15 protein-coding genes are annotated in these 21,392 nt (G+C 48.0%); 3 read left to right on the top strand and 12 right to left on the bottom strand.

From position 1 onward, the window contains the following. Positions 1 to 27 precede the first annotated feature (27 nt). The 4 genes from MWG26_RS19945 to MWG26_RS19960 all read right to left on the bottom strand — a co-directional run bounded on the left by MWG26_RS19945 (position 28) and on the right by MWG26_RS19960 (position 5,343). Positions 28 to 2,154 (bottom strand): glycoside hydrolase family 36 protein, encoded by a 2,127-nt coding sequence (locus tag MWG26_RS19945; protein WP_025655877.1) that lies wholly within the window; start codon positions 2,152 to 2,154, stop codon positions 28 to 30. Positions 2,155 to 2,188: 34 nt separating this feature from the next. Continuing rightward, a complete protein-coding gene (locus MWG26_RS19950; protein WP_025655876.1) occupies positions 2,189 to 3,019 on the bottom strand; it encodes a carbohydrate ABC transporter permease in 831 nt (276 codons plus the stop codon). After that, positions 3,012 to 3,887, bottom strand: a complete 876-nt coding sequence (locus MWG26_RS19955; protein ID WP_025655875.1) for a carbohydrate ABC transporter permease — start codon at positions 3,885 to 3,887, stop codon at positions 3,012 to 3,014. The genes MWG26_RS19950 and MWG26_RS19955 overlap by 8 nt, the downstream gene beginning before the upstream one ends. 151 nt (positions 3,888 to 4,038) lie before the next feature. Then, positions 4,039 to 5,343 carry an ABC transporter substrate-binding protein gene (locus tag MWG26_RS19960; protein WP_025655874.1) on the bottom strand — a complete coding sequence of 435 codons (1,305 nt, stop codon included), beginning with the start codon at positions 5,341 to 5,343 and terminating at the stop codon, positions 4,039 to 4,041. 264 nt (positions 5,344 to 5,607) lie between these two features. Here MWG26_RS19960 and MWG26_RS19965 point away from each other — a divergent pair, with 264 nt between their 5' ends. Continuing rightward, the gene (locus MWG26_RS19965) at positions 5,608 to 7,365 is read left to right on the top strand and encodes a cache domain-containing sensor histidine kinase (protein ID WP_244062768.1); all 1,758 of its coding nucleotides are present in this window, start codon (positions 5,608 to 5,610) and stop codon (positions 7,363 to 7,365) included. Then, positions 7,346 to 8,902, top strand: coding sequence for a response regulator transcription factor (locus MWG26_RS19970; RefSeq protein WP_117440588.1), 1,557 nt, complete (start codon positions 7,346 to 7,348; stop codon positions 8,900 to 8,902). Before MWG26_RS19965 ends, MWG26_RS19970 begins: the two co-directional genes overlap by 20 nt. Positions 8,903 to 8,953: 51 nt before the next feature. Here MWG26_RS19970 and MWG26_RS19975 read toward each other — a convergent pair whose 3' ends face one another. The 6 genes from MWG26_RS19975 to MWG26_RS20000 form a co-directional block, all read right to left on the bottom strand. Next, a complete protein-coding gene (locus MWG26_RS19975; RefSeq protein WP_025655871.1) occupies positions 8,954 to 9,715 on the bottom strand; it encodes a creatininase family protein in 762 nt (253 codons plus the stop codon). A gap of 128 nt (positions 9,716 to 9,843) precedes the next feature. Continuing rightward, complete coding sequence (locus MWG26_RS19980) at positions 9,844 to 11,262, bottom strand: purine-cytosine permease family protein (RefSeq protein WP_117440587.1); 1,419 nt, start codon at positions 11,260 to 11,262, stop codon at positions 9,844 to 9,846. A 33-nt stretch (positions 11,263 to 11,295) separates the two neighbouring features. Continuing rightward, entirely contained in the window at positions 11,296 to 12,306 is a 1,011-nt protein-coding gene (locus tag MWG26_RS19985) for an asparaginase (protein ID WP_025655869.1), read from the bottom strand. Between the two features lie 40 nt (positions 12,307 to 12,346). Continuing rightward, positions 12,347 to 13,324, bottom strand: coding sequence for a threonine ammonia-lyase (locus MWG26_RS19990; RefSeq protein ID WP_025655868.1), 978 nt, complete (start codon positions 13,322 to 13,324; stop codon positions 12,347 to 12,349). Positions 13,325 to 13,348: 24 nt separating this feature from the next. Further along, a complete protein-coding gene (locus MWG26_RS19995) occupies positions 13,349 to 14,692 on the bottom strand; it encodes a polysaccharide deacetylase family protein (RefSeq protein WP_240285550.1) in 1,344 nt (447 codons plus the stop codon). Between the two features lie 24 nt (positions 14,693 to 14,716). Then, the gene (locus MWG26_RS20000; RefSeq protein ID WP_025655867.1) at positions 14,717 to 15,364 is read right to left on the bottom strand and encodes a GntR family transcriptional regulator; all 648 of its coding nucleotides are present in this window, start codon (positions 15,362 to 15,364) and stop codon (positions 14,717 to 14,719) included. Between the two features lie 443 nt (positions 15,365 to 15,807). On the opposite strand from MWG26_RS20000, the gene MWG26_RS20005 reads away from it, so the two are divergent. Then, the gene (locus tag MWG26_RS20005) at positions 15,808 to 17,910 is read left to right on the top strand and encodes a PTS sugar transporter subunit IIC/EAL domain-containing protein (RefSeq protein ID WP_025655866.1); all 2,103 of its coding nucleotides are present in this window, start codon (positions 15,808 to 15,810) and stop codon (positions 17,908 to 17,910) included. A 171-nt stretch (positions 17,911 to 18,081) separates the two neighbouring features. Here the strand turns inward: MWG26_RS20005 and MWG26_RS20010 are convergent, their stop codons facing one another. Both MWG26_RS20010 and MWG26_RS20015 read right to left on the bottom strand, forming a co-directional pair. Beyond that, positions 18,082 to 18,831 (bottom strand): class I SAM-dependent methyltransferase, encoded by a 750-nt coding sequence (locus MWG26_RS20010; protein WP_025655865.1) that lies wholly within the window; start codon positions 18,829 to 18,831, stop codon positions 18,082 to 18,084. Between the two features lie 116 nt (positions 18,832 to 18,947). Then, positions 18,948 to 21,368, bottom strand: a complete 2,421-nt coding sequence (locus tag MWG26_RS20015; protein ID WP_025655864.1) for an ATP-binding protein — start codon at positions 21,366 to 21,368, stop codon at positions 18,948 to 18,950. Between the last annotated feature and the right edge of the window lie 24 nt (positions 21,369 to 21,392).

Genomic DNA, 21,392 nt, shown 5'->3' on the forward strand with positions numbered 1-21,392 from the left:
GCAAGTGTTTAACAGCAGCCATTTTCCTTAACCTCTTTCCAAATAGACCGCGCCGGCCTCCCAGGAGTCCTGCGGCCAGATCTTTAGTTCCCCCTTTCCAAGTTCTAATCTGCATTTTCTGCCAAAAGCATCTGTTATTTTCCACTTTCCTTCCGGCAGAGTTCCCCCGATACTGGTCGGTGGATTCGAAAAAGCATGATATATTACTAATACTTTTCCATCCATTTCCCGGAATAGAATCTGAGCGCCCTCCAAATGGTGCTGATTGTTCCTGCCGGTCCGCACGAGCCTGCTTCTTCCCTTCTTGATGATTTTTCTTACCTTCCCGTAGAAACGCATGGCGTCCTCCACTTCCCGCCATTGTTCTGCGTTTAAATCCTGAACGGGACCCGACAGGCAGCAACGCCCCAGCATTCCGGAAATCAGGCGGTACTGGATTTCCTGCAGAACAAGTTCGGGAGAGATCACCGCCCAGACCTGGCACTGCCTGGGCAGCATCAGCTGATGAAGGTTTGCCGCTATATACGGGATCTCCCGGCACTCATGCGCATCGGAAAAAGAACTCATGGCGGTAAGTTTTACTAAGGAGGGTTCCAGCCGGTGTCCTCCCGATGCACAGTTTTCAATAACCAGTTCCGGATATTCCCTGCGGAGTATACAGAAGAATTGGTGAACCGCCTGCATCTGCTGCCGCAGCCCTTCTCCCAGGCTTTCCGCACCGTCGCACCCGTATCCGATGGAGCCGTTATAATCCACTTTTAAATATTGGATTTCGTTCTCTCTTAGAAAATCCAGCACCCTTTCTTTCAGATACTGCGTAACTTCCGTCTGCCTGAAATCCCAGAAGCGCCTGATTCCTCCTGTCTGTATCACCTCCCCGTTCCGGTATAAATGCATAGAATCATATGTGCCGCTGTGCACATTTGCCCCTTTTGTCGTCACCTCGAACTCCATCCAGATCCCGGTTCGAAGTCCTGCGTCCTTAAGACGCTGTGAAAGATACTTAAGGCCATGCGGAAATTTATCCTGATCAGGTTCCCATTCCCCGTTTCCGCTCTGAGGATCCCCGTCTTCACGCTCTTTTTTGCTCCACCCGGCATCAATCACCAGATACTTTGCCGGCGTTTCTTTTAATTTTTCTGCCAAAGTAAGTATTTCTTTTTCGGTCGGTTTCCCCCAGGTTGTACACCATTCATTAAAAAGAATCGGAAGTTCCTTTTCACACTCCGGCTGCAGATCCGCATATTTATGGAACATGTCCGTGATATTTTGGCACACATCCCACAGCCCGCAGGCGCTTACGCTTATATATGCCTTTGGAGGCAGAAAACTTGCGCCCGCGGGTATTTCTTTCCACCAGCCGCCGAACTCGCAGTCCGCCACGCCTCCGGATAAGGAATAGCAGTCCCCGTCCCTTGAAAATTCCATCTGCCAGGATGAGGCCGCTTCCATCTGGACCGCCCAGAATACCCCCGCATCCCGGTCTTCCACGCATCCGAACGGGAACCAGCGCTTTACCGTATGGGACCCCAGGCAGCCATAGCGCTCACTCTCCGGAAAGGCCCTAAACCAAGTGCCTTCCAGGTTCAGCTCTTCCACTGTATCCGCCTGGTGCTTTCCCTCCAGGCTCCAGCCGCCTCTGAATCGGTGCAGCCTCAGCTTATAGGGTGCATCATCTGGTTGAAAAGGACTCAGATTATCCAAAGAAAAGCTGGTCATCATATCTAATGTAAAGGGTCTCTCCGAACGATTTTGAAACTCATTTTCCACTTCAATGCCGCTTTCCCCCTCGGTATATGTCACCGTATGCCTGACGCAGTACCCCTCTTCGGCCTCCAATAAGGTAATAATACGGATCACATTTCCTTCTTTCGTTTTTTCCTGGCTTTTATACCGCAGCTTTTTCGTACTCTCTCCATATTTCAGTGTGCAGCCCGCACCGTTGCCCTGGGCATGGTGGCGCAGGGACAAGTGGCAGAGCGCCCCTATATCCCATGCATTACAGATGTTATCCCGCATTCTCATATAGGTCCTTCTCTTTTCAAAGCAGGAATCCATCCCCTTTGGCAGCAGCACCATGGAAATATGGTCTGTCAAATCATCCCGGATATAACGCAAGGTTATACCGCCTAAAATATAATCCCACTGTGTCATAATCTTTTACTCCGCGTTTTTATTTTTTGCCGCGCTACCCCTTAACCGCGCCGGCCGTTCCGCTGACAATGTACTTCTGTCCGCAGATGTAGATGATTAAAATCGGCGCGATTGTCAGGATAATGTCTGCAAATACCATATTCCAGTCATTGAAATGCTCGCCGAAGAAATTATAGATTGAGTTTGTCATTCCCAGTTTTTTATTATCACTGAGCAGATACAGCGGAGTGACAAAGTCATTCCATGCCCCCAGGAAATTCAGAACTATCCCCGTTATGGTTGCGGGCTTCAGCAGCGGAAAGATCACCTTGAAAAATAATTGAAATGGGGTACACCCGTCTATAACGGCCGCTTCATCCAGTTCCCGGGGGATATTATCGAAAAATCCATAGTACAGGAACACCAGGAATGGAATTCCCAGGGTCGCAAATTCCAGGATAATCCCCAGATATGTATTCTGCAGATGCAGAAACTTTAATGTAAACAATGTGGTAACATAATTCACGGGTGCAATCAGCCCCATGAAGAAGTACAGATACACCCTGTTATGCGCCTTTGAACGGCGCCGGCTCAAGGCATAGGCCGCCATGGAAGAAACCAGGACAGCGATCACCGTAGACACACCCGCCATCAGCATGCTGTTGCCAAAGGCCCGCACCAGGGAGCCTGCTTTGATTACCTCCAGGTAGTTCCCCCACTGGAAAACTTCTGGCAGACTGAAACTCAGCATCCTGGACTCTTCCACTGTTTTCAGGGAATTCACCACGATAAAATAGATCGGCACAAGTATGATGCAGCTGCTGGCGGCAATAAACAGAAACTTCAGTAATTTTCTTAGGTTTTTATATGTTTTGTTTTTATTCATTTTTCCCCTTTCCGCTCAGCACTCTCTGGAGCCCTACCGCTATGATGACTGTCATCAGGAATATGACGACATTCAGCGCATTCGCCATTCCATAACGGCCCATGCCGAATTCTTTGAATACCTGTGTGTTAATAACCTCCGTCAGGCCGCCCGGTCCTCCGCCTGTCAGTGAATAGATGATATCAAATACCCGCAGGCCGTGGATTGTGTTCAATACGGTCACTGTCATCAGTGACGGACGCAGAAACGGCAGCGTGATCTTTGTAAACTTTTTCCATGCCCCGGCTCCGTCTATGGATGCGGCTTCGTAATACTCTTCCGGTATCATCTGCAGCCCGGCCAGGAGAATCATCATATTCCAGCCTGCCATCCGCCACACCTCTACCATCATCGTGGAGCCCATGGCAGTGGCGCTCTCTGTCAGCCAGGAATGGGTCAGCCCAGACATCCCCAGGGCTTCCAGAATGATGTTCAGCGGTCCGTTGGGCTTGAGAACTGATACAAATGTAATACCTATAATCAGCGGAGCCAGTGCATAGGGCAGAAAGAATATCGTCCGAAACAGATTCCTGCTCTTCAGGCCCTTGTTCAGCAAAAGAGCCAGGCCTAAGCCCAAAAGCGTTTTCAAAATAACGGTAACTACCGTAAACTCAAACGTGTGTCCTATACTTGCCAGATAATTCCCGCCCTTTGATGTGAAGATGTCCACAAAATTCTGCAGACCGATAAACTGTATATCCGGACGTGTTACATTCCAGTCTGTCATTGAGATTACCATTCCTGCTATGGTGGGAATAATATACAAAACCGTATATAAAATAAATGCAGGCAGTATAAACCTCATCCCATATAATTTTTTCTTATACATATTTCGCCTCTAACTTTTTTAGTATTTTTTGTACCAAAAAGGAGAATGACCGACAAAAGCCATTCTCCCAGCCATACATTGTTCTGCAGCTTTGCTGCAGACCCGCCCGAAGGGCATGAGTTACGGGGTGCCCTTTGGTATAACTTATTCCCTATTTGCCAAAACTCGGCTGTCTGAGGTCATCAATCCCTTTGAGTACATCCTCTGCACTGGAGTTGCCCAGGAACATGCCCTGCATTAAGTTTCCAACCTGTGCGTTGTCCCAGTATAAAACACCGTCTTCCGCCGTAAACCCTGTGCCTGATGCATTGTTTATAACGTCTTCGTATGCCGCCGGAACATTTCCCGGGATATCGGTGAAGGAACATGGTCCCAAGTCTTTTCGTGCTTCATAATATGCGGTCAGGTTCTCCGGCTGTGATAAGAATTCAAAGTAGTCCATAACAGCGTCCGCCACTTCCGTATCCTTATTTACACAGCGTCCAATTCCGCCTGCGGATACGCCGAATTCTTTGTTGTCATTCAGCGGAATCGGGAACATGCCCCATGTATCCTGTGTCATTTCCGGGTTCACTGCCTCGACCTCTGCCGGGAATGTGGTGTATACAACGCCCATTGCATAGTCGCCGGATGCCATCTTAGCTACCATGTCTTCCCAAGTGTTTGCCATAAAGTCTTTGCCGAAGTAGCCGGCTTTTTCGAGTTCAGCCATCTGATCCAGTGATTTTGCCAGTCCTTCTTTTCCTGCAAAGACCTCACTGTTCTCATTCAGGCCTGCATAAAACCCTTCGTTCTCTGCCTCTTCCTGTGTTGTCATTCCACCCAGCCAGGTTCCCAGATGCCACTGTGCTGCGCCCGGCTCATAAATCGGAGTTTTTCCTGCTGCCAGGACTTTGTCGCATGCTGCTTTAAAGCTCTCATAGTCTTTCGGCACTTCTGTAATGCCGGCTTCTTTAAAAATGTCCTTGTTATACAGGATTCCCCAGCCATCTACGCTCCATGTCTGGAACTGTACTATTTTACCGTCGTTCGATACGCCTTCCTTTGCCCAGTCAGTATAACGGGACACCCATTCCTGATCCGACATATCCAGCATGTATTTCTCCGGCTGGTATTTGTTAATCGTTACTCCGGAACGTATGTAGAAGATATCCGCGCCTTCCCCTACCGATAATTTGGAGTTCAGTACATTCTCATACTGATCGTCCGGGCTGACCTGCCACTCAATCGTATTGCCTGATTCCTCCTCATACTTTGCCGCCAGTTCCTTATCAATGTCCTTTACCCATCCTGCGGACGCCGCGATTGTGATTGTTGATCCGCCTTTTGATGTCGTGGTGTCTTCTTTCTTGTCCGATGTATCAGAACCCGAATTCCCACATCCTGCAGCAAGCGTCATCATCATTGCCGCGGTGGCCGCCATAGCTGTCATTTTTACTAACTTTTTGTTTCTCATATCCTTCCTCCTTTTTCCTGTAAACCTTATAATGCTATTATATCGTCTATCTGAAATAAATCTTTAGAAAAAATCTACCTGATGTTGTGCACATTTTGTACCAGCTTTCCGGCTCTATTGATTTTTCTCATTCTTTCCTCTATAATTTTTATAAGTAATAGTTGAGTACTCTAATTGTGAAACGAGGTGCAATAAATGAAATCGCTACACTCTAAACTGTTTTTTAGATACGCTGCACTGATTTTCCCAATTATTGTTATTTTTATGGTTATTCTTTATATTATTTTAGGCAACACGCTCCAAAAGAATGCAACCAGCGAGCTCCAGGCCGACTGTGATAATATCTCCACACTCCTGGATACACAGATGGAGCAGATTGATGAGCTTTCCAAACGTATTGTCAGCTCTGACCCGCTCCACTCTTATCTTGTCCGGGATCTATATTCCCATGATATCGATTCCTATAATAATAAGCTGGCATTTTCCACCACGCTTTTTGATATTATTAAGCTTTCTTTCAACCATATGAGCCTCAACATTGCAGACATCGAAGGACATTATATCTATGTAGGCAATAACAGTATCTTTTCGATCCGGGATCCGAAAAGTTATCGCGAGATCTCCTGGTTTAACCCAACGCTTTTAGCTTATGGCAAGAAAAAGATTCTTCCGCCTCATCTCCCCGAGCTTAACAGCTCCGAGACCCCGGTCGTATCTCTCTGCCGTGCTTTTTCCCCGGATGATACCATGAATCAGACTGCGGTTTTGGAATTGCAGCTGGAGTATTCTTATTTAGATAAAAAGATAAAGAACGCGCTTCACAACCAAAGGGAAATCAAACATATTTACGTTTATGACAGCGGTGGGACACGGGTATATCCTTATGAGGCCAGACCCCCTCAGAACCTGGAAAAACGTATGCTGGAGCTCGCCCGGTCATCGGAGTCCGACTCCCAGACCACGATTTACCAAACACGGGATAACGCTTCCACGCTGTTCGCCTGTCATGCTTCCGACTTCACAAACTGGACCGTATTTGTCACTGCAGAAGAATCGAAGATTTTCGCTCCATTCTATCAATTCAGGACGCTTTTGATTACTGCCTCCTTCCTATTATTAATCCTGCTCCTGTTTATCACCTGGCAGATTGCCAATAAGATGACCATCCCGCTGAAGAAGCTGGAGCAGACGGCGCATGCCCTTACCTTTGACAACTTAAGCTCTTACGAACTGCCGGATTATAAAAGTACGTTCAGGGAACTGGATTCTCTGTACCACTCCTTTGAACAGATGCAGCAGAATCTGCAGGACTCGCTGCAGGATGCCATTTCCGCCCATACCATGGCTGCCGATGCCAAGATGCTGGCACTGCAGTCACAGATGAATCCCCATTTTCTATACAATACGCTGGCCTCTATCAGTATTCTGGCCGAAGATGGGGAAAATGAGCAGGCGGTTAAAATGTGTGATTCACTGTCTGTCCTTCTGCGCTATATGTCATCCAACTCTTCAATGGACGTGGCGCTCTGGCAGGAGCTGGAACATCTTCGTTCTTATATATATTTGATCAAGGTAAAATATGGTGAAAGAATCCAGTTTCATATCAATATGGATGATTCCCTTTCACCAATCAAGATTCCACGGCTGCTCATTCAGCCGCTGGTTGAAAACTGTATCAAATACGCGCTGAATGTGGATCCTCCCTGGGTTATACATATAACCGGATATATTAAGGACTCCTGCTGGATCATACAGGTTAAAGACAACGGTTCCGGTTTTCCGCCCGATTTTCTGGATTCTTTTCATAAGAAGGTTTTGGAAATCGACTGGAAAAAGCCGCTTCCCGAGCTTTCTATAAATGGCATGGGAATCTTGAATCTTTATATGAGGCTCTTTTTGAAATACAAGCAGGATCTCATTTTCAGTTTAGACAACCTTCCCGAAAATGGGGCGTGTGTTACCATCGGCGGTCCGCTGACACAAAACATAGGAGATAAGCACGATGAAAAATTATCCGATTAAAGTTTTAGTCGTAGAGGATGAGAACCTTCTGCTAAAAAATATTCAGAAGAAAATATCCGCAGTATCCCCCGATTTTCAGATTATTGGGGAGGCTTATAATGGAAAAGAGGCGCTGGAGATCATACGTGATAACCCGCCCGATATCGTTTTTACAGACATCAGAATGCCCATTATGGACGGGCTGGAACTGGCCCGGATTCTGTACGAAGAGTATCCCGATATTTCAACGGTCATCGTCAGTGGTTACGATGATTTCGAATACGCCCGCACAGTGCTGACCTACCGCGTAAAAGATTATCTCTTAAAGCCGCTGCAGCCGGAGCAGCTGAAGAGTATTTTATTTTCACTTAAGGATGCTATTGTGGAAAAAAAGAAGGCAGATATTTGCCGCACATTGCGGCACCAGCTGAACGCCGAAGAATTCCCCCCCGAATTGCTTAAGCTAAGCAGGACACTCAGTCAGACCTCTTTTTCCTTATTTTTAGTCTGCCTGGATAATCTGTATCTGCGCAGCCAGAAACACAAACACTTTTCTGAATCCGGCATCTGTTCCGGTATGCCGGATTCACTGACCCGCTTTTCCTGGGATCCGCTGGTCAGCAATACGGAATTTGTATGCTCCGGATACTGGATATTTCCCTTTGAAAGCAGGAATATATTCTTACTGGTAACGGCGGAGTTATCCCGGCCTCCAGAATGTACTGCACCGCTGATTTTCCAAAATATACAGAATTCCCAGTATACCTCCACCGTAAATCTTGTCTATGACAAGAATGACGTAACATTCCCGCAGCTGCATCAATCCCTCCAGTCATTAAAAAACCGGATGCTCTCTTCCCTTGTAATTGGAAAGTCTTCCTTAATTGCTTTGCCGGCAGAGGATCCTGTCCTTCCCCCCGCCATTCTTTCAAAGGTTTCTGTCAGCTACATACATACTATGATTTCATCCAATAACACTGCGGGTTTTAAAACAGCCCTGCTGCAGTTGTTTGAAGAATGGAAGGAGAATCCATATCCCCAGGCCTGGGTGGAAAAAGTACTGCTGCAGTTATTAAACATGTTGCAGCAAGACTTATATATCTCGGATGAAGACTATGAAAAGATGTACCTGTATGTCTTTGATATTCTGGAAACACAAAATGATCTGCTTGCTTCCGGTGAAATGATTGCTTCAGAACTTGCACACTGGATCGCCTTAACCTCAGCCATCCCTACTGATATAGAGGTTACGATAGAGGAACTGGATGCATATATCCGCCTCCATTACCGGGAAAATCTGAATCTAACCGATCTGGCCGATAAATATCATTTTAACCACTCCTATCTGACCAGAATATTTAAAAAGCAAAAGGGGCAGTCCCCTTTGAAGTTAATCAATTCGCTGAGGATCGAGGATGCAAAAGAGCTTTTATTGAATCCCGAGCTCTCCGTTCGGGAAATTAGCGAAATGCTCGGGTTCTCTGATCAGCATTATTTCAGCAGGAGCTTTAAGAACTCTACTGGTCTGTCCCCGAACGAATACAGGAACATAAAATAAGCACCGGAATAACCTGTATTCCAGTGCTTATTTTTAGGATACTTCTTCGATCTAGTAAGTCCACCCGTTTTTATTCATTTCTTCAATGGCATCGGCCACAAGCCCAACAAGGATATCCAGCATCTGATTCCCTTTTTCGATGCTTGCCTTGGTTGGATCTCCCGTAGCCCCGGTCTCTGTAATCTCTTTAATATCCCAGATGACACCCGTTGTCTCGTTGATCTCGATCACCTTCTCCGGTACCTGGCTCTTCGCATGCTCCAGGTTCACCAGTTCTGGACGTACAGCCATCATGATGGATGTCTCACCCTCTCCGCCGTGTCCCAGGCCGTTCCATACTTCGAAGCGGTCGCCCATGATCGGGCCTACCTTGGTCCACCAGTCAGGCAGATAGAGGAATTTGGCGTCTTTGTGGCGGTTCTTTACGTTATGCGCCGCAATCTCAAGCGCCGGAATATTTCCGTCATGCCCGTTCAGGATATAGATATGTTTGATTCCATTGTTGATCAAACTCTCGAATATGTCCTCTGCGATTGCGATTTCTGTATCATAACGAAGGGTGACTGACATTGGATACTGGTTGTAATGGATGGATGTTCCAAAGGGAACGCATGGAACTACAATGACATTATCCAGCTTTTCCGCCACTCTTTTTGCCACCTCTGTGGGGACAAAATAATCTGGTCCCAGACAGCAGTGCCAGCCGTGGCTCTCACAGGAACCAAAACAGGTGATTGCTGTTACCTGGTCTGCATTTTTCAATAATTCCTGCACCTCCAGAGCACTGAATTCATTTAAAAATACCTTTTTCATTGTAAAACCCCTTTCTTTTTTGATCTGCTAATTCCATGATACCTTATTTTTTTCAGCTTGCTGAAAAAACCTTCCGCAGGGCATGCATTACGGGATGCCCTTTGTGTATACCTTATTTTGCAGCGATACTACAAAGTCTCCATCAATTTCTCGTCTTCCTTCTTATCCGGTGTAAAACGATAGATGATATAGTAAACAAACAGGGATACGATCATTGCAAACAGACCTGCCGGCAGGTTGTACGGCAATGTTGTAACGTACTGGAAGATATATCCCAGTGCAGCGCCCACGATAAAGGAGACGATACCTGCCCAGCGCCATCTCGGCTGTTTATGAAGCAGTTTATGGTCATACTTCTTGTGTCCGATCAGATAGTAGTCTGCCAGAATCGGCGCGCAAAGCGGCGGCGCCATTGCCCCAAGTGTATTGATGAAATTTGCAAAGAATATCTGGTAAAATCCGATGGCGCCTAAGATAGTTCCCAGGATACCGCAGATCGCAACCAGTATTTTTCTGTTCGCCTTGATGCCGACAGCGTCCAGAATCGGCCCCGTATAAAGGGAGTTACAGTACAGCTCGCTGTTATCAGTTGTCCACAGGGACGTAGTCCACGCGAATACGCCGATAAATGCAAATACCACGTTCAGCCCCATCATCCATGCTACATAGTTATACTGTCCTACGCTAACACTTCCGATATAGCCTACAATGTTAAGCAGCGGATTGGTGAAAATGAAACAGGATGCGGCACACAGCCACACAGCCTTAACGCTCTTGTTAAAACGGAACATATCCACGCCCATAACCGCGCCGGCAATCCAGCTTCCTACAACCGCCGTAATACCAGTTCCAAGCCCCAGGCCGCCGAGCTGGTTTGCTTTATCCATAAAACTTCCAAAACCGCCGCCCTCTCTCATCATTCCTACGCCTACTACAATGGCAACTACCAGAATAATCGGGCATGCAAATTTGGCTACTTTTTCGATTGCGCTGATTCCTTTTACCGCACTGTATGTAAATACAATTCCCCATACAACTACCGCAATCAGGACTTCCAATGTTATATCCGGAACTGCTTCATATCCCCATGCTGCCGGACTGAATACAATAATGCCGGATGGATTGCCAATCAGGCCGCCCCAGATATCAGCCACCATACCTACAATACTGGAGAACCAGCCGAATGTCATAAGAGCCATCATCGCCATTGGAATGATAAATCCTTTGCTTCCATATGAGTACCTGGAAATCAAAGCCAGATTGAGTCCCGTCCTCTGTGCCGCTACCCCGAGCAGGGAGGTCATAACAAACAGGGCTCCCATCCCCAGTATAATCGCCAGGATTGCTTCACCTGGATTCAGTCCCGGCGCACCGCCATATCCCGCCAGCGTACCACCGACGAACAGGCCTGTTGCCACATAGCCGAAGCCTACCCATACCATGACCTGGCTGTAGGTAGAACGGCGCTTTTTCATAGGAACGGCTTCCAGCATAAATTCTTCGTCAACTGTTTCCTCCGGTACTATGTTTTTTTCTTGTTCCTGCATATAAACCTCCTTAGTCTAACCCTCATTCCCGGGCTAATTTCCATATCCCAGCGTAACCTCGCCGGCATAATCCGTATTAAATATTTCCCTCACTTTGCTGCTGTCTTCTGTCTGGCCCAAGGCCCACATCAGTTTTGTAACAATTGCCTCTGTCGTCATATCCCTTCCCTGTATCACCCCACAATCCAAAAGCTTCCTGCCCACTTCATAAAGAGAAAAATCACTCTTTTCATATAAACACTGGCTCCTTGCAACTACAGAAATCCCGCTGTGGATAAGTTTCTCCAGTTTAGGGACCAGGTTTCTTCTCTCAAAGTGAGTACCTCCGGCACCGAATGCCTCTATAATAATCCCCCGGTATTTCATTTCCAGCAGCCTGTCAAATATATCCGGGTTCGTTCCCGGTATCAGCTTCAGCAAAAACACATCGGGGCAGAGATTTTCTTTCAGGCAGAAATCCCTTCCCTCTCTGCCGCTGATATCCAGTTTGTCGTACAGATGTACGCCGTCTGCATACACCTCGCCCAGGTAGGGCGCCGAGATGCTTTCGAATGCATTAAATCCCAGGGTGCGGACCTTCACGCCCCTGCATCCATTGATGATCTTGTCGTCAAATGCTATCATAACCCTTGGGATCCCCGCGTCCACCGCGGCAAATGCCGTCTGCAGGTTCCGCTTAGCATCTGTAAACATCTGCTCAATCGGAATCTGTGCACCGGTGAATACCACCGGTTTATTCAGGTTCTGGAGCATATAGCTCAATGCGGAAGCCGTATAAGCCATTGTATCGGTTCCATGTGTAATAATGACTCCGTCAAAATCCGGAAGCCTTTCCGCCACAATTCTTGCAATGTACTGCCATTCTTCCGGCTGAATATTGGAACTGTCCAGATTCAGTATATCTTTGCTTTCTATCAGAAAATGCTGTTTTAATTCGGGAAGCATATCCAGAATATCCCCGCATTTAATATCCGGGGTAAGCCCCTGCTTTCCCTGTCTGGCCGCGATCGTGCCTCCCGTGGTCAATAACAATACCTTCTTCATAACCTAATTACACCTTTCCTGATATTCACGGGCACCTGTTCTACGCAATCGCCAGTGCCTGCTGCAGCATAGAAGCATCTATATTGCCGCCAGTAATGATAAAACATATTTTTCTGCCCGGCCTGGTATCAATTCTGCCAGTCATTGCCGCCGCTATCCCAACACATGCCGAAGGCTCCGCAGTAATCTTGCCCAAAAGAGCTGCTTCTTTCATCGCGCGTGAGATATGATCCTCATCTATGGTTAGAAGGTGGTCCACATGATCCCGGATCAGCTGGTAATTAATCTCTTCCGCCTTGCTTACCCGCAGGCCGTCTGCAATGGTCGCTCCCATCTCTACCGTAACCGGATGTCCCGCACGGAGGCTTTCTGTAAATCTGGGAACCTGCTCCGGTTCCACCGCTGTCACACAGACTCCCGAGTCCATCTGCTTCATTGCAAATGCTGCGCCGGCCGTCAGGCTTCCTGCTCCGCACGGCACTACAATCTCATCAAAACCGCCGCACTGTTCCCATGCCTCAACAGCCGCTGTCCCATGTCCGGCAATGACATAGGGATCCATGTGGGAATGCACCAGGCAGTATCCGTAATCCCGGATCAGCTCCTCACACTTCCGGTCCCGGTCTTCTCCGGTAAATCCGCAGAGCACCACCTCAGCCCCATACCCTTTTGCCCCCGCGACCTTTGTCCTTGGAGCATTTTCCGGCATCACAATCACCGCTTTGGTTCCCAGCATTCTGGCCATATAGCTTACAGCCTGCGCGTGGTTCCCGCTGGACGCAGCTGTAACCCCTTGTTTTCTCTCCTCTTCCGTCATGCTGAGCATCTTGTTGGCAACGCCCCGCACTTTAAAAGATCCCGTATGCTGCAGGTTTTCCAGCTTCAGCCAAACTTCTGCACCTCCAAAAAGTTTCTCAAGTCCTTCCGCCCGGATCAGCGGCGTTACTCTTGCATAATCCTGTATCCGTCTTTTAGCCATCATGACATCTGCAATCTGCAGATTTCCTGCGGAATCCATAATAATACCTCCTCTCGTCTTCCTCTATACTACAGCCGGCTTTAAAGTCCAGCATTGCAGTTTCGTCTGCTCAACAATATGCGGAGCATCAAAGTCTTCCGCCCATACGATCCAGTTGCCCCCAAACTGATATGACTCATCCACATGGTCGGCTGCCGCCAATCGTCCCGTCTGCACCTCCACGGTATCCGTGCCTTCCCGAAGCGCTTTCGCCAATGTGCAGAAGAGATCTGCCGGATTCAGAAAATGATCGCCCACCCGGTACAATGATTTCAACTGGGGATATCCCATCACGTAGTCCCGTTCAGTTAAGACTGCCTCCGCAAGTTCCTGCGCGCTGACGGTTGCTGCGTGAACAATAGACCGTTCTTCCTTCTCCGGTCCGTACAGAAGTTCCGGAACAAGCATTCTGCCTGTCACTGCCTTTGCAAGCAAAGTCAGCAGTTCTGACGGTGCAAGCATGCCGCCCTTTAGGGACTGATACGTAATTCCGCCGTCAAATCCCTCTGCATATTCCTTCAGATCTGATACCTGCAAGGGAACCAGCCTCTGCTTTTCATAGCGCATGGCCTCTGTGGCCGTTATGTATTCTACGTTCTCCTTCGCCCCCGTATATTTCAGAAATCCCCGGAGCGCCTCCAGATTATCTTCATATGCCTTCCGGCTGCGGAGCGGTGACGGCCGGCAGGTTACGGGGTTTACCCCTCCGGCAAAATTCACTTCATCCCAGAACTCTTCCGCTACTAACTCTGTCGGGTGATCATAAATACTTAGAAATACAACGTCCTCCCCACGCATATCCATTTCATCAAAAGCCTGGATCATGTGATCCAGCTGATTTGGCTCATGCCTGGAATGGATCAGATTCACAAGCCCGGTCATACAGTACAGGCCCGCATACCAGAATATCCCGCCATTCACGTCCATGATCGGATGTGCGTCCATATAAGTAGGTACTCCCATCCTCCTGGCTGCCGCAAATGCCTGCGGCGCCCATGCCACGCCCGGATGTCCGTAGCTCATCAAATGCTGTCCGGTAAGCTCCGCCAGCTTCAAAAAGCCCGGATATTCCCGCCGGAAGAATTCTTCCGTCCCCTCCCGGAACCCGTAATGTTCCAGGTATTCCGTGGGCAGCGGGTGTATACTGTGCTCCGTTGTATGGAAGCAAAGCTCATGCCGCTTTAACTTCTCAAGAATATCGGTGCGCCCCTTTTTCTGTAAAAGTTCCACCTTTTTTGTACAGAACTTCAGTGTCGCACGCACTCCATACTCATCCAGGATCCGGAGGATATCATAAAATGCATCGTCCGATTCCGCCGTCAGATAGTCTTCAACATCAAACCACAGCAATACTTTGATCTGTTTCATCTTCATCACCTCTTTTGCCTATTCTTAGTAACCTCTTGTGTCCCGAAAGTAAATACGGTATTCCGCACCTTCCAGCTCTCTTGCCACATACTGCTTTGCCTGCTCCACATCCCGCTTGATCAGCACCTCCACCAGCTCCATGTGTGCCTCCAGAAGCGCCTTGGCGCCAGAGCTCTTCCATTCTCGGACAAAGACCCTTCGGAGGTTGTTGAGCACATTCTCCAATGCAGACACCAGATACCTGTTGCGGGACAAATATGCCACGGACATGTGAAAATCCATATTCATCTCGCTGTATTCCTGATATGTACTGCCCTCTGCCTTCTTCACATGCTCCTCGGTCAGTTCCTGTAAAAACCTGAGTTCATCGGCTGTTGCATACTGGATCGCCATTTCCGCACAGGCCTTTTCCAAGATGCCTCTGTACTGAAACAGGCTCTGCAGCTCCATGACGGAAATCCCTTTAACCAGGTATCCCTTGTTCGGGATCTTCTCCAGAAATCCTTCCATACACAGGTAATTCAACGCTTCCCTGGACGGTGTCTTGCTCACTCCAAATTTCTGGGAGATCTCGGCCTCGGTAATCATATCGTTCTCATTGTAGTTCCAGTTGATAATATCATTCCGAAGTTCATTCAGCACCCTTTCTGTCATAGACTGTTTCTTTGCCATCTTAAACCTCCCTCCCCTGTCATATTCTAACGATGTATCAGTGATATATCACTGATGTATTTTAGTTAATATTAACAAGCCGCCTCTTTTTTGTCAATACTTATTGTGAACTTTGTATAGGGTCCAAGATGTTTTTGTGTTACAGTTCAGACAGGTCTGCGCATTTACTGCGCAGACCATACGAAAACTTTGTGGCTGCAGGCATTCAGCCCTTCGCCGCAGGCGAATTTCAATGGGCTGGATGCGTAACAGTTCAGACCTGTCTGAACTGTTACGTTTTTGTAACTATGCACGTCCCATAGGCAGTGCATAGTTACATGTTTTCCACAATATGGATATTAAAAGTAATCAATGACATCTCTTCTGTTAGCGTGTATAATAGATAAAAGTATATATCTTCCATTTAGACTATTGGTACAGCTGATAGCGGATAAGGAGTAATCATGAACCCTCATACTCTATCTACGCATTTTCATAATTCATTTCTGGCCAGGGCTATCAGGAACGGGTTGACACTTGCCATCCCGTTTCTGATTATGGGCTCCTTTTCGCTGCTGTTCAGAAATTTTCCGAACGACAGCTATCAGTATTTTCTGGAGACCTGGCAGGACGGGGGCGCGGCAACGCTTCTGGATACAGTTTACACCGTTACTCTGGGATCCCTTGCCATGGTGCTGTGCATCACGATCAGCCTGTCTTACGGACTTTTGGCGGAACCGGACCGCTTTATCCTTTATCCCATCATATCCATCTGCTCTTATCTGGCTTTCTGTGGAGGAATTCAAAACCACGACGATTACATATTCAGCGCAGAATGGGTGTTTACGGCTATGTGTATTACCCTGCTATCCTGTGTGCTGTTCCGAAAGATCCTGGAACTGGGCAGCCGGCTGGAGCGGCTTCACACAACAGGCGCCGAATATCTGTTCAACCTGTCGATCCAGAGCCTTGTCCCTGCTATATTAATTGTTTTAGTCTTTACCGTGGTTGGATATCTGCTGCGTTCTGCCTGGGGCAGCAGTAATATTACAAACTTTGGCTCCTATATATTCCTGCAGATCTTTCAGGGGATCAGTGGTAATATATTTGGCATCCTTCTATATGTTATTATCACTCATACACTTTGGTTTTTCGGTATCCACGGCACAAACACACTGGAAGCGGTGTCCCAGACATTATTTGAAGATAAAATAGCAATCAATCAAACTCTGCTGACCGCGGGAATGGCGCCGACAGAGATCTTTTCCAAGACGTTTCTGGACACCTTTGTATTCCTGGGCGGCTGCGGCTGTGCCCTGAGCTTTGTTCTGGCGCTGTGCATTGCATCGCGTAAAAGCCATCACAGGAAGATTGCACATGTGGCGCTGCCCTCCGTTTTGTTTAACATCAGCGAAATCGCAGTATTTGGGTTTCCTATCATCTTTAACTTTACGATGGCAGTTCCTTTCCTCCTGACACCGGTCGTACTGACGCTTACCAGCACCCTGGCTACCTGGTTTGGCCTGGTCCCCGTTGTAACACAGTCCGTAGAATGGACCATCCCCCTTTTCCTAAGTGGCTATGAGGCCACCGGTTCCATCGCGGGAAGTATACTGCAGCTTTTTAATGTAGCCCTCGGCATCCTGATCTATATCCCTTTTATCCGGCGTAGTGAAAAAAGGGAGACCCAGGATTTTCAACAGGCGGTCCGCCGCATGAGTGAAGATATGACAGCCGGCGAAAAGAGCGGCAGCATCCCGCTGTTCCTGAGCCACGACTATTCCGACAACTATTACGCTAAGACGCTTGCCATGGATTTGAGCAATGCTCTGCGCCGTAGCCAGATCGATCTGTTCTACCAGCCTCAGCTGACCGCAGAGGAAAAGGTCCATGGAGTCGAAGCCCTGCTCCGCTGGAAACATCCGGTAGCAGGATATATCGCCCCGCCGGTCATCATCGGCCTGGCATACGAGAGCGGCATTCTAAATGAACTGAGCTATTATCTCCTGAACCGGGCATGCAAAGACGCCCTGGAGATCCAGAAATATACAGAAGAAGAGATTTTCCTATCCTACAATATTTCGTCAAAGCAGATGGAAGAAGAGAATTTTTTTGAAAAGGTAAACGAAATCATACAGAGCTATCATTTAAAAACCGTCCACCTGGTACTGGAAGTAACTGAACGTGCAGCGATGCGCGTATCCGAAACGCTCAGCCAGGATGTCAAAATCCTCCAAAATTACGGAATCCAGTTCAGTCTGGACGATTTCGGCATGGGCCACAACTCCATCCTCTACCTGCAGGAAGGAATATTCAGCGAAGTAAAACTGGACGGCCAGCTCGTGTCCCAAATCCAGAACAACGAGCGCTCCAAAGAAATCATCTCCGGCATCATCCAAATGGCCGGAGGACTCGGCCTCCGGATCGTAGCCGAATTCGTAGAAACCAAAGAACAAAGGGACCTCCTCCTAACCCTGGGCTGCGAACTCTACCAGGGCTACTACTACAGCAGACCACTAGAACTTTCAGGGCTGAAAGAATATATAGAGGAGGGAACACGCCATTAACCAGCTAAAAGAAAAAGAAGACCACCCGTGCCCATGGGCATTCTTCCGCTTTTCAGCTCCCAGCTTTTTTGAAGTAGTGCCCCGGATGTGCATGACGCAATCTGGTAAAAGAGGTATAGGGGTGTCTTACGCCGCATCCAGGCACCCCTATACCCCTTTTATCAGATTGCGTCAAACACCCCCCGGGCACGATTTCAAGAAAGCGGACACAATCACCATCATGGGCCTCCGCATCTCCTCTTTCATCCCTGGCATCCCCATCATTTCCTCCGGCGGTTGTGGTTCGATAATATTTCTCAGTTCAAATCCATTTACCAGAAGTGTATTCAAATACGTAGTCAGCGTCCTGTGGTATTTTATCACCCGCTCCCCCAGGAATACCGCTTCTCTTTCCCCCTCGTAATAATAATTATCAACAGGGAAATGCAGGATATTCCCCTCGGCATCGTAATACCAGTCCTGTGAACCAGAGGCTGTAAAAACCGGATGCTCCGCGGAAAATACAAAGTTCCCTCCCGGTACCATCCAGCGGCTGATCTTACGCACGATCCCCTGGAAATCCTTCACATAGTGAAATGCCAGGGAGCTTAATACAATATCAAATGTATTGTCCGGAAATTCCAGGTCTTCCATTGCACACACACGGTATTCTATGCTCTCATGGCCGTTTTTTTCCTCCGCTGCCGCCAGCATTCTTTCTGAGATGTCGATGCCCAGTACGGACTCTGCCCCATTTTGAGCGGCATAGATGCAGTGCCAGCCATATCCGCAGCCCAGATCCAGTACCCTCTTTCCGTGGAAATCCGGCAGTACTTTTTGCAGCTCAGACCATTCGCCTGCGCCCGTCAGTCCATTCTTTGAACGGCTCATTTCGCTGTATTTCTCAAAAAATATCTTATCATCATATTTATTTTCTTTCATTTTATATTCCTCCCATGCAAAATGTTATTATTTTCCTGCTTCTGCATGGGCTGCTGCAATCTTCTGTGCAATAATTCCTCCGCACATATGCTTTCTCCTCCTGTGCATTTTCTTCTTTAATGATTCCTGGGAATCTTATCTGATTCCGCCCTGCCATTTTTCTGCTGCCAGGCCAGACAATTGGCGAGTGCATTCTTTAGATGTTCTATGGAAATAGGCTTCGCGATATGACCGCTCATCCCTGCCATCTGTGCCTGCTTTACATCTTCGGCATATGCATTGGCCGTCATTGCAATGATCGGCAGTTCATCAATGCATTCTTTTCCGGAACTCCGTATTCTGCGTACCGCATCGTAGCCATTCATTACCGGCATCTGAATATCCATAAAAACCAAGTCAAAGTAGAAGGGGGGCTTTGTAAGCACGGCGTCTACAGCCTGCTGTCCATCCCCGGCCGTCTCCACCTGCACGCCCAGAACTGCCAGCATCTCCGCCGCAATCTGCATATTAAGCTCATTATCTTCCACCAGCAAAACCCGCAGACCTGCAAATAATTCTTCGGATTGGGGCTGCTCTTCCTGTAAGGCGGTTACCGGAACAACGCATTTACTCAGACATAGGGAAATGACAAAGCGGGAGCCCTTCCCATACTCGCTCTCCACCTGGATATCACCGTTCATCATATCGACCAGGCTCTTCACAATAGTCATACCAAGTCCGGTTCCGGGAACCTTACTGGTCCGGCTGTCATCGGCCCTGCTGAATGGTTCAAAAATATGCTGAAGATACTCGGGTGTCATTCCTACACCAGCATCTTCTATTGTAAAACGATAGGTACCTGCCTGCTGCTCTTGTTTTTTTAGCTCTTCCAGGGAAAAAGTTATCTTCTTCCCTCTATTGGTATATTTAGAGGCATTCTCAAGAATGTTGACCAACACCTGCTTTATTCTTCTTGCATCACCGATCACCTGTGAATGCAGCTCTGGATCGATCCAAAGTTCAAACTCCTGCTGTCTGCGCTCCAGTGGAAGGCGGATCATCTCCGCCGCCTCCTCCATCAGAGACCGCAGATCAAACGGATGTTCTTCCAACTGAGCCGCACCGCTTTCAATCTTGCTTACGTCCAGAACCTCATTAATCAGACTAAGCAGATGCTGCCCCGAGGTGTCTATCTTTTCCAGATAATCCTGCAGTTTTTCTTCCTCCCCGGGATGAAGCCGTGCTAGTTCAGTTATACCAAGAATCGCATTCATCGGAGTGCGTATATCATGGCTCATCCTGGAGAGGAAATCGCTCTTGGCCTGACTGGCCTTTTCCACCTTCTCAAGTGCATCTTCCAGCAGCTGTTTGGCCCTCCGTTCCTTTTCCAGCATCTCTCTCTGCACACGGCGTTCCTCGTCAATATTTCTGGAGAGAGTGATTTCGATCAAATCATCTGTATAAGGGCTCTCCACTCTCACTACCTGAGTAAAGAACCAGTGGTACTCACCATCCTCCCCAAGATGGGGCACCTCCATCGTCACAATCCGTTCCCCATGTGAATAAACTTCGATCAGAGACTGCCTTGAAAATTTCCCGAAAAACTCCTCCCGATAGTCCGGATGAACCGTGGAGAGCTCCCGCTCAATCAGATCGTTAAAACAGCCGGCCTCTCCCGGTTTTTGAACCATATTTCTATCATACTCCAGCATGTGGTAAGTATTCTGCGTCAGGTTGACCGATATCAGCATCTGATAGGCGATCTGGGCAGCGGTCGCCAGCTGGCTGTTTTCCAGCTCTCTTTGCTGCTCCAGCAGGTATTCGTCTTGCACGTCACGGAAGACCAGGACGCACCAGCACTCTTCTTCTCCAATTTTATGGATCTTAGCAGCGGTAAATTCCACCATATGATAGATCCCCCCACTAACCTTCCTGCGAAGCCGCTTTGATATCTGCTTTTTTCCCTGCCCGAAACGCCTTAGCATAGCATCTCTGGAAAAATGATCATTGAAAGTCTGCAAATCATCCGGATGCATCACGGCTTTGGCGTATCTGTAGTTTTCCTTACCAAAGCTTCCCTGTTCCGGGATACTGGTCCACATCATATCTTTCTGGCAGTTGACATAATAGTCAGCCGTCAGGTTGGCAATGATACATTCGTCGAAGACTGTTACAAGGCTCTGAGCATACATCCGTTCAATTTTCTCCAGCCCCTGCTCCTCCTCGAAGTTCAAACGGTGCGGCGCAGCCGTTACTACTACTGCGTTGATACCTCCATCCCAAAGGATCCGGCTTGCAGTTGCATCCACTGTAGTTTTAAGCAGAGGATCATAACAGACAATATGGTTCGTCCCACTGTCTCCCAGACCATCGAGCGGACAATTCGCACACACTTCAGGCCATACGTCATGACATCTTGCCCCCAATGCAGCTTTGCCCCGCCCAGTATCCCGGCACCGCTGATTAAAATATAACAATTTATGTGTCTCTTCTTCTATTACATAGATACTTGTCTCAGTCAGTGAATCCAATAGATTAACGAGATTATCCGCAAGCATGGTTCCCCTCCTTATCTTTGCTAT

This window comes from Faecalicatena contorta (genome assembly GCF_022835095.1).
In the GTDB taxonomy this organism is placed as follows: domain Bacteria; phylum Bacillota; class Clostridia; order Lachnospirales; family Lachnospiraceae; genus Faecalicatena; species Faecalicatena contorta.